This window comes from Streptococcus acidominimus (assembly GCF_001921825.1).
GTDB lineage: Bacteria > Bacillota > Bacilli > Lactobacillales > Streptococcaceae > Streptococcus > Streptococcus acidominimus.
In genome coordinates, this window is record NZ_MSJL01000026.1 from 22347 (window position 1) to 32495 (window position 10149).

6 protein-coding genes are annotated in these 10149 nt (G+C 40.6%); 3 read left to right on the top strand and 3 right to left on the bottom strand.

Annotated features, from left to right (window positions below; translation table 11 throughout):
* Positions 1–109: 109 nt before the first annotated feature.
* The 3 genes from BU200_RS06545 to BU200_RS06555 all read right to left on the bottom strand — a co-directional run bounded on the left by BU200_RS06545 (position 110) and on the right by BU200_RS06555 (position 5286).
* Positions 110–2686 carry a YfhO family protein gene (locus BU200_RS06545; protein WP_075099413.1) on the bottom strand — a complete coding sequence of 859 codons (2577 nt, stop codon included), beginning with the start codon at positions 2684–2686 and terminating at the stop codon, positions 110–112.
* A 38-nt stretch (positions 2687–2724) separates the two neighbouring features.
* On the bottom strand, positions 2725–4347 hold the full coding sequence (locus BU200_RS06550; RefSeq protein ID WP_075099414.1) for an ATP-binding cassette domain-containing protein: 1623 nt from the start codon (positions 4345–4347) through the stop codon (positions 2725–2727).
* 66 nt (positions 4348–4413) lie between these two features.
* Positions 4414–5286, bottom strand: a complete 873-nt coding sequence (locus BU200_RS06555; protein WP_075099415.1) for a YitT family protein — start codon at positions 5284–5286, stop codon at positions 4414–4416.
* Positions 5287–5624: 338 nt separating this feature from the next.
* Between BU200_RS06555 and trpS the strand changes: the two genes are divergently transcribed.
* The 3 genes from trpS (at position 5625) to BU200_RS06570 (ending at position 9864) form a co-directional block, all read left to right on the top strand.
* Positions 5625–6671, top strand: a complete 1047-nt coding sequence (gene trpS / locus BU200_RS06560) for a tryptophan--tRNA ligase (RefSeq protein WP_075099416.1) — start codon at positions 5625–5627, stop codon at positions 6669–6671.
* A gap of 217 nt (positions 6672–6888) precedes the next feature.
* Entirely contained in the window at positions 6889–8370 is a 1482-nt protein-coding gene (gene guaB, locus BU200_RS06565) for an IMP dehydrogenase (RefSeq protein WP_075099417.1), read from the top strand.
* Between the two features lie 627 nt (positions 8371–8997).
* Positions 8998–9864, top strand: a complete 867-nt coding sequence (locus tag BU200_RS06570) for a GRP family sugar transporter (protein WP_075099418.1) — start codon at positions 8998–9000, stop codon at positions 9862–9864.
* The last annotated feature ends 285 nt before the right edge of the window (positions 9865–10149 follow it).

The window sequence follows — 10149 nt, forward strand, 5'->3', positions numbered from 1 at the left end:
GTAACTAGCTAAAGCTAGAACATTTAAAGGAAGCCATACCTGTAATCAGCTATGGCTCTTTTTTCCGAGCTTTTAGCCCGTATTCAATTACAAAATATAAACTAAATACTTATATTTTCTTGTTTTTGCTACGAATCTTATCGTAGAGAACAAAAAGTAAGATTCCTGCTATGAAGCAGTAAGATCCAATCACGAACCCTTGGGGAATAAATGAGAGCCGTATCGTCCCGTTGCCTTTTGGAATATCTATTTTCATGAAGCCATTTTGAGCTTTTTTTATCGGCAACACTTTTCCGTCTTGACTTGCAGACCATCCCTTATCATAGGGAAGTGTTAATAGTAATGAAGCATCTGCATCAGATTTATAATCAATGGAAATCTTATTTCCCTTTGTTGTTACATGGACGTCCTGCCCCTTTAGTTTATCCATGGCCACTTGGTATGCAGCGGTATCGAGGCGATAAAATTGAGGAGTATCAAAGGAGACTTGCGAATTATTGGGGAAACTCATTGTCAAGGTTACAAGTTGTTCATTTTCAATATATCCCGCATCAAAAAGGGAGAAGGTATTATCAAGTGTAAAGTTTTTAGTGACATTATTGACGGTGAATTGTACATTCTTACTGCTATCACTTGTAAAGCTGATATTGGGAATATTGACATATAATTGTGTGTTAGCGGGAACCAACAATGAATAATTGATGCGAGGAATCTCATCTTCTTCTGTTTTAGAAACGGTTATACGATTATTCAGTCTATCTCCATTTTCAAGGTTGACAGGTTCTAGGCTGTAATAATACTGTAAATCAAGACCTGCTAGTTGATTGACGAAATTACTTTGATTATCTAGGGTTAGATTAGAAAACTTTACATCCTTGTAAACTTCAGCTGTTAGGATTGCTAAGGGAAGGGAGTAGGCATTTTCATAGAGGAAATATTGACCACTCGAATGGACTGGAGAAAATCCGAATTTCGATACATCTCCTCCGACTAGATTGTAGCGAAGAGCAAAGAGGCTATCTGCGAGAATAGTATTGTTTTGATAGCGTAAGTTAAGATTGGTACCATCAGAACGGAATCCTAATTTGTCCAGCGTCGAGCTTGAAGCACGGTTACGGATGGATGAAAATTGAGAGATCCCGTTGTAATTGTACTTCATACTATCATTGCCGGTTTGAGGAAACAGGCGCTCTGTGCGATAAAATTCGGGATTCTTTGATTTTGCATAGGTTACAAGTGTGTCAATATCTGTCAAGTTCTGTTCGTAATTGTCACGACTTGGAAAGTGCCACTCAGTAGACAGACCGTCAATCTGGTAATTGGTATTCAAACCGAGTTCAAACAGTACAAATGATAGGCTGACTACTGAAAAGATCTTTACTTTCATTCCTTTCTTACGGAGGGCAAATAAAAGAATTCCGTAAGCTATTAAAAATTCAAGGGATAGCAAAAAGTGAGTAGCAGTTAGAAATTCATAATGGTCGCGGAAGAAAAATGTTGCTCCAAATCCAGTAATTAGTAGGAGAAGAGGCAAGAAATACCCGTAGAAGTGAAGATCTGTCAATCGTGTCAATGTTTCAGCAGCCATGTAAATGATCGTCAGTGAAAAAATCCAGGCATAGCGGTGTAGAAACATATTTGGCGCGTGCATTCCCTGCCAAAATAGATCGAGTGGTTGGAGATAAAAACTCGCAATGATAATGGCGAGTAGCAGAGCATAGCTGATTTTGACCTGCCATTTAATCGATTTTAGGGTGAAGAAAATAAGTGCGAATAGTAAAGGAAAAATCCCTACATAAATCATAGGAATAGCCCCAAACTTCGTCGTATCGTAACTTCCAACCAATTGTTTAGCAAAGAGATCCAAGTACCAAGAATTTTCTGTTTTCAAGTTGACAATCTGTGTCAACTTTTCACCATGAGTTTTTAGATCCAGATAGGTAGGCAGGAGCATAATCATGCTGGATAGACCTGCTAACAGTGACACAACTGTAAAGTCAAGTAGAGAACCGATTCTTTCTTTAACATTCCATGATAACTGAACAAGGAACCAGATAGTTAAAAATAGGGCTGTCATATAGCCAAAATAATAATTCTGAATAAACAAAAAAGTCAGACTGACAAAGTAGAGCACCCTTCCTTTTCTTTCGATGATCCGGTGTAGTCCAAGGAGGATAAGTGGCACCAGAATAAAGGTATCCAACCAAGTGTTGATTTCCAGTTGGCTAGTCGAAAAACTCATCAAGGAAAAAGAAGTGGCTAACAGCAGAGCTAGTATAGGCTGTAATTTTTTATAGATAGTAGAGAGACTAAGGTAAGTTGACAGTCCTGTCAATCCAAATTTCAGAAGTGTAAAGAGATAGAGGGCGTCGGGCATGCTTTTTAAATCGAAAAAATATGCCAAGGGAGATAAGATAGAGCCTAAATAATAGGAGGAGAGAGCATAAAAATTCAAGCCCAATCCACTGGTGAAAGTATAAAATAAGGAGCCATCACCGTGCAATGTATTTCGTAATACTTGATTAAAAATAACATATTGGTGAAAGGCATCGCTTGCTAAAATGCTTGTCTTACTTCCCCACCAAATTCCTTTCATCGCTAATATAATAGCGATCATGAGGATAGGTGCTAGGAAAGAAGCACCGAAAAAGAGAGCGTTTGAGTGTTTTTTGAACATAATTTTCATCTTCTATTTGCAAGAAAAGGCGAGTGATTCGCCTTTCTTTACTCTTTCCAAAGTTCTTTTACCTTTGCCTGTACTTCTTGATTTTCCAAGAATTCATCGTAGGTTTCATCAATACGGTCAATAACCCCATTTTTTGAGATAACAATAATATGGTTTGCCAAAGTTTGGATAAATTCATGGTCGTGACTGGCAAATATAATGGATTCTTTGAAAGCCTTCAATCCATCATTTAAGCTAGATATGGATTCCAAATCCAAGTGATTGGTTGGGTCGTCAAGGACGAGAACATTTGATTTGAGCAACATGAGTTTTGAGAGCATCACGCGCACTTTTTCTCCCCCTGAAAGGACATTGACAGGTTTGTTCACCTCATCACCAGAAAAGAGCATGCGTCCCAAGAATCCGCGCAAGAAAGTATTATCATCTTCTTCCTTACTTGCAAACTGACGGAGCCAGTCGAGAATAGATTCATCACTTGCGAAATCCCGACTATTATCTTTTGGTAGGTAAGATTGGCTAGTCGTCACACCCCATTTGATTGTCCCCTCGTACTCAATATCTCCCATGAGGGCGCGGATAAGCGCGGTTGTCTGAATATCATTTTGCCCAATCAAAGCGGTCTTGTCGCCTGGACGAAGAATGAAGCTAATATTGTCTAAGATGACCTCACCATCAATGGTAACCTTCAAGTTTTCAACCGTTACTAAGTCATTTCCAATCTCCCTCTCAGCCTTAAAGTTGATAAAGGGATACTTACGGCTGGATGGGATAATTTCTTCTAGCTCAATTTTATCCAGCATCTTCTTACGGGAGGTAGCTTGTTTTGACTTGGAAGCATTGGCAGAAAAGCGAGCAACGAACTCTTGTAATTCTTTGATTTTTTCTTCTGCTTTGGCATTACGATCAGCCTGTAATTTAGCAGCCAATTCGCTCGATTGTTTCCAAAAGTCATAGTTTCCGACGAAGATTTTGATCTTACCAAAGTCTAGGTCAGCCATGTGGGTACATACTTTATTCAAGAAGTGGCGGTCGTGGGATACGACAATAACAGTATTTTCAAAGTCAATCAAAAAATCTTCAAGCCAGTTAATCGATTGAATGTCCAGACCGTTGGTCGGCTCATCAAGGAGTAAGACATCTGGCTTACCAAAGAGGGCCTTGGCTAAGAGAACTTTCACCTTTTCTCCATTGGTCAGCTCGCTCATGGTTTGGTAGTGAAGTTCTTCAGCAATGTTCAAGTTCTGCAAGAGTTGAGAGGCTTCACTTTCTGCTTCCCAGCCACCCAATTCTGCAAATTCGCCCTCTAATTCGGCTGCACGAACACCGTCTTCATCTGAAAAATCTTCTTTCATGTAAATGGCATCTTTTTCTTTCATGATACTGTAAAGCTGCTCATTTCCCATAATTACGACATCAATGACCCGTTCATCTTCGTAGTCAAAGTGATTTTGGCGTAGAACCGAAAGGCGTTCGTCTGGTCCGAGGGAAATATGACCAGTTGTAGGCTCAATATCACCTGCTAAAATTTTAAGGAAAGTTGATTTTCCAGCACCATTAGCTCCGATCAAGCCGTAGGTGTTTCCTGCTGTAAACTTAATGTTGACATCGTCAAATAATTTTCGATCGCTGAAACGAAGCGATACATCTGATACTGTAAGCAATACGATTCTCCTATTTTCTATGATTAGTCTTATTCTACTCTAAACAAACTGATTTTTCAATTGAAACTACATTGGAATAAGAATATCTTTCTCCAAGTTTTGATGCGTCTTCTGTAAACTAAAGCCTCTTCCCCTAACCTGAGTAGCCGGCATGACGACAATGAAAGCCGTCTCATCAATAGCAAGAATGTTCATTTCTAACTTTTGATATTCGAGTCGTGAAACGGTTGTCATGAGCATACGATTTTCATGCCCTGTAAACCCGCCGACTATCGGAAACTCTGTCACCCCACGATCTGCAACCTTTGTAATGTATTCCTTGATTGTAGCGTGGTACTTAGAAATGATCAGGATATTCCTAGAGGAATCGGCTCCTGTCATGACAAGGTTGACAAGGGATGTAATGGAGAGTAAAGAAATGATTGAGTACATCACTGTGTCCGTATCAAAGGCGATAAATCCAAGTCCTACGACAATCCCATCCACAAAGGCCATACTGGTTCCAAGAGGAATCGGCGTGTATTTTTCAAACAACTGGATAATGATCCCAGTTCCACCTGTTGACGAATTTCCGATGAATACCAGTCCCAAACCAAACCCTATGACAGCACCTCCGAAGATGGCAGCTAGAAGTGTATTATGTGTCAAGGTTGGTAAACCTGCTGTCAACTTGATGAAGATTGGATAAATCCAGGCACCATAAATGGTTTTGATAAAGACCTCCTTCCCTAAAAAAAGGAAACAAAGGAGCAAGAGTGGGATATTAGCAAGGAGAACGAAATTTGCTGTATTCCAGCCAAATAAGGCATTCATACTGATGGCTAGACCTCCAACACCCCCAGAAGCAATGTGATTTTCCACAAACATACTGTTGAAGGCAACAGCAGCAATGAAAGACCCAATTGTTACAAGCGCAAAATCTTTTAATTTTTGTTTCATATAGGTATCCTATCTGTAAATGTCCAGCTTCTATTATCCATGATTCTAGCTCTACCGTCAAGTTATTGAATGGCTTGACTTTCTATTTTTTAGAGTATATAATTGAAAAGAATCAGAAAAGTAGTGAATTGGCTATTTGTAGAGAGCTTGTGATGGGTGGAAGCAGGCAATAGCGATTGATGAATGGGCTGATGGACTAGGTATCCGAAATCATAAAGATTCGGCTTATAGGCAAATGAGATGAGACAACTCATAAGTGAGGTGGCACCGTGTCTTTGACGCCCTCGCATGGCTTTTTGCTGTGTGTGGGTTTTATTTATGGAAAAAGGGAGAATACTATGACAAAACCAGTTATTTTAACAGGAGATCGTCCGACTGGAAAATTGCATATCGGGCATTATGTTGGGAGCCTACAAAATCGCGTTCGTTTGCAGAACGAAGGCAAGTATGACATGTTTGTCTTTTTAGCAGACCAGCAGGCCTTGACAGACCATGCCAAGGAGCCACAGAAAATTGTGGAATCAATTGGTCAGGTGGCATTGGACTACCTAGCTGCAGGATTGGATCCTGATAAATCGACGATTTTCATTCAGAGTCAAATTCCAGAATTGGCTGAGTTGTCAATGTATTATATGAATTTGGTCTCGTTGGGACGTCTGGAACGTAATCCGACTGTTAAGACCGAGATTGCTCAAAAAGGTTTTGGTGAGGGGATTCCGACTGGATTTTTAGTCTATCCTATTGCTCAAGCAGCGGATATTACAGCCTTTAAGGCAAATTATGTTCCGGTAGGTATTGATCAAAAGCCGATGATTGAGCAGACACGTGAAATTGTACGGAGTTTTCATCATATTTATCAGACAGACGTTCTAGTAGAACCCGAAGGGATTTATCCTACACATGAGGGGGCTGGTCGTCTTCCTGGCTTAGACGGTAATGCCAAGATGTCTAAATCGCTCAATAATGGAATTTATCTGGCAGATGACATGGACGTGCTCAAGAAGAAGGTCATGAGTATGTACACAGACCCTGATCACATCAAGGTTGAAGATCCCGGTAAGATTGAGGGCAATATGGTTTTCCATTACCTAGATGTCTTTGGTCGCGAGGAGGACAGGGCTGACATTGATGCCATGAAAGAGCATTATCAACGTGGGGGTCTAGGAGATGTTAGGACAAAGCGGTATCTATTAGAGATTTTAGAACGGGAATTGGGTCCAATTCGGGAGCGCCGATTGGAGTTTGCCAAGGATATGGGTGAAGTCTACAATATGCTCCAAAAAGGTAGTGAAAAAGCTCGTCAAGTAGCCGCCCACACCCTATCAGAAGTCAAAGCAGCGATGGGCTTGAATTATTTTGATGTATCCAGATATTCTAAAGAGTAGGAAGAAGATTTCTGCTCTTTTTCTGAACAAAAATAAGGGTATATAAAAGAAATGTTCGTCTTATAAAGAAACTTCTTCCTTTAATATCTTATTTGACGGAGAAACAAGAATTTAAAACGAATAATATTTGACAAATGATTTCAAAATGGTATGATATTTAAAATACAAAACAGCTAATTTAGCTCGAAAAAAACAAAAAGAAAAGAGGAATCTGTGGATGTCTAATTGGGACACAAAATTTTTGAAAAAAGGTTTTACCTTTGATGATGTATTGCTTATTCCAGCGGAAAGTCATGTTTTGCCAAATGATGCCAATCTCCAAACAAAACTGGCTAAGAATATAACTCTCAATATCCCAATCATTACGGCGGCAATGGACACTGTAACAGAAAGTAAAATGGCGATCGCGATTGCACGTGCAGGTGGTCTTGGTGTCATTCACAAGAACATGTCAATCGAGCGACAGGCAGATGAAGTACGCAAGGTAAAACGCTCTGAAAACGGCGTTATCATCGATCCATTTTTCCTCACACCAAATCATACTATTAAAGAGGCAGACGACTTAATGGGACGCTACCGCATCAGTGGTGTGCCAATCGTTGAAACCATGGAAAATCGCAAGCTAGTCGGAATTATTACAAACCGCGATATGCGTTTTATTTCGGACTATAACCAACCAATTTCAACGAACATGACCAGCGAGAATCTCGTGACGGCTCCTGTCGGAACTGATTTAGAAACAGCTGAAAGCATCCTACAAGAACACCGCATTGAAAAACTTCCGCTTGTAGATGAAAATGGTCGTTTATCTGGTCTCATCACCATCAAAGACATTGAAAAAGTTATCGAATTTCCAAATGCTGCTAAGGACGAATTTGGTCGTCTCCTTGTAGCAGGTGCAGTAGGGGTAACGTCTGATACCTTTGAACGGGCAGAAGCTCTCTTTGCAGCAGGAGCAGATGCGATTGTCATCGATACAGCTCATGGACATTCAGCAGGCGTTCTTCGCAAGATTGCAGAAATTCGTGCACATTTCCCAGATCGTACCTTGATTGCAGGAAATATTGCAACAGCAGAAGGTGCTCGTGCCCTCTATGATGCAGGAGTTGACGTGGTAAAGGTTGGAATTGGCCCAGGTTCTATTTGTACAACCCGTGTCATTGCTGGTGTCGGAGTACCACAAGTGACAGCTATTTACGACGCAGCACAAGTGGCGCGTGAGTACGGTAAGACAATTATTGCGGACGGTGGTATCAAGTATTCTGGTGATATTGTCAAGGCTCTTGCAGCAGGTGGACATGCGGTGATGCTGGGGTCAATGTTTGCAGGAACAGATGAAGCACCAGGAGAAACGGAAATCTTCCAAGGACGTAAATTCAAAACCTACCGTGGAATGGGTTCAATTGCAGCAATGAGAAAAGGCTCAAGCGATCGCTACTTCCAAGGTTCTGTCAATGAAGCCAATAAATTGGTTCCAGAAGGAATTGAAGGCCGAGTGGCTTACAAGGGTGCAGCAGCTGATATCGTCTTCCAAATGCTGGGCGGAATCCGTTCAGGAATGGGCTATGTTGGTGCAGCTAATATCCAAGAATTGCATGACAATGCTCAATTTATCGAAATGAGTGGTGCAGGTCTGAAAGAAAGTCATCCACATGACGTGCAGATTACCAATGAAGCACCAAACTATTCTGTTCAATAAGCACTTGTAAAAAAGAACCTGTCTTCGACTTCAATTCTAAGCTAGGAGGGGCTGAAGCACCTCTCTATCAATAGGTAAGCGAAGCAGGTTTATAATCAATGAGAGTAATAAAAGCCACCGCTACAATACAATAGCGGTGGCTTTTTTGGTCGATTGGATTCTTATACTCCCCTATAAAAAATCAAAATCTGGAACTGGCTAAAGCTGAAACAGTCATGTCACAAAGGGGGTCACACTTGACACGAGTTGCACTCGTTCTATCTCCCACCTTCCCCAGTCTATTCCTAGACTGGGGAAGCAGGTAGAACTCAGTTCTTTCTTGTTTTAAGGGAACAGGCTAAAACCTCCACTGGAGCTTTTTACTCAGCAAGGTGAATGAACGACATAAGATTTTGATTTTTGACGAGTATTATCTTTTCTTTACAAAGCCCCTTCATTGTGTTAGAATATAGAGCTATGTTTTTCATTTTGAAAAAATCTTTAAAATACTTTACAACCTTGTAATATAGTCGTTTCGTTTACTTTTAGTACGGAGATACAGCAAGACGAGTTAACGAAGCAATAATCGATAAACGAAACGACTATAAAACTTTACAAAGTTGTAAAGTTAACTGTAAAGGAGAAGAAATGCAGGGTATTTTATACGCGCTCATTCCTATGCTAGCATGGGGAAGTATTGGTTTTGTTAGCAATAAGATTGGTGGCAAGCCTAATCAACAAACGTTTGGAATGACATTGGGTGCGCTCTTATTTGCGCTCATTGTTTGGATGATTGTCAGACCAGAAATGTCAGTCTCTTTATGGGTAGTCGGGATCATTGGTGGTATGCTTTGGTCCATGGGTCAATATGGTCAGTTTCGCTCAATGCAATATATGGGGGTGTCAGTCGCTAATCCTCTATCAAGTGGTGCCCAATTGGTATTTGGGAGCTTGATTGGTGCTATTGTATTTGGTGAATGGAGTAAACCAGCTCAATTCTTACTAGGGATTGTAGCCCTCTTGCTACTCGTAGTTGGATTCTACTTTACCAGTAAGCAAGATCCTGAAAAAGCATGTACGAATACCAGTCACGAATTTGGAAAAGGTTTCCGCGCTCTTACGTATTCGACTGCAGGCTACTTATCCTATGCGATTTTGTTTAATAATATCATGCATTTTGATGCACTGGCAGTTATCCTGCCAATGGCTGTTGGAATGGTCTTTGGGGCAATCATCTTCATGAAATTCCAAATTCAGTTTGAAGCTGTTGTCGTCAAGAATGCTCTGGTCGGTCTCATGTGGGGAATTGGAAATATCTTTATGCTCTTAGCAGCTGCCAAGGCTGGTCTTGCCATTGCCTTTAGCTTCTCCCAACTTGGTGTTATCATCTCTATTGTTGGAGGAATCCTCTTCTTAGGAGAAAGCAAAACGCGCAAGGAGATACGCTGGCTAAGCATAGGGATTGCTTGTTTTGTACTAGGAGCTGTCCTATTAGGTGTCGTAAAATCTTACTGATACTCTCCCCTTCACATGCCAAGTAAGATATATAGTCATTTAGTTTATATTTTGTAATTGAACACGGGCTAAAAGCTCGGAAAAAAGATAGCCTTCCTTGTGTTCAATGAACACTGCGTCAGTCTCCTATTTTTCGATCGCTTTTTTAACGCCCTTTGTATAGTTGTTTCACTTTAAAAAACATTGTTCAGACATTCTATCACCGAGTTATATTTGGGTAGTAACTCCATGACTTTCTTCTTAAGGTTAGCCCATGCTTTTTCAATCGGATTCAGTTCAGGAGAA

Coding starts and splice junctions, on each gene's coding strand:
- BU200_RS06545 (WP_075099413.1), bottom strand. CDS start 2,686: ATGAAAATTATGTTCAAAAAACACTCAAACGCTCTCTTTTTCGGTGCT.
- BU200_RS06555 (WP_075099415.1), bottom strand. CDS start 5,286: ATGAAACAAAAATTAAAAGATTTTGCGCTTGTAACAATTGGGTCTTTC.
- trpS (WP_075099416.1), top strand. CDS start 5,625: ATGACAAAACCAGTTATTTTAACAGGAGATCGTCCGACTGGAAAATTG.
- guaB (WP_075099417.1), top strand. CDS start 6,889: ATGTCTAATTGGGACACAAAATTTTTGAAAAAAGGTTTTACCTTTGAT.
- BU200_RS06570 (WP_075099418.1), top strand. CDS start 8,998: ATGCAGGGTATTTTATACGCGCTCATTCCTATGCTAGCATGGGGAAGT.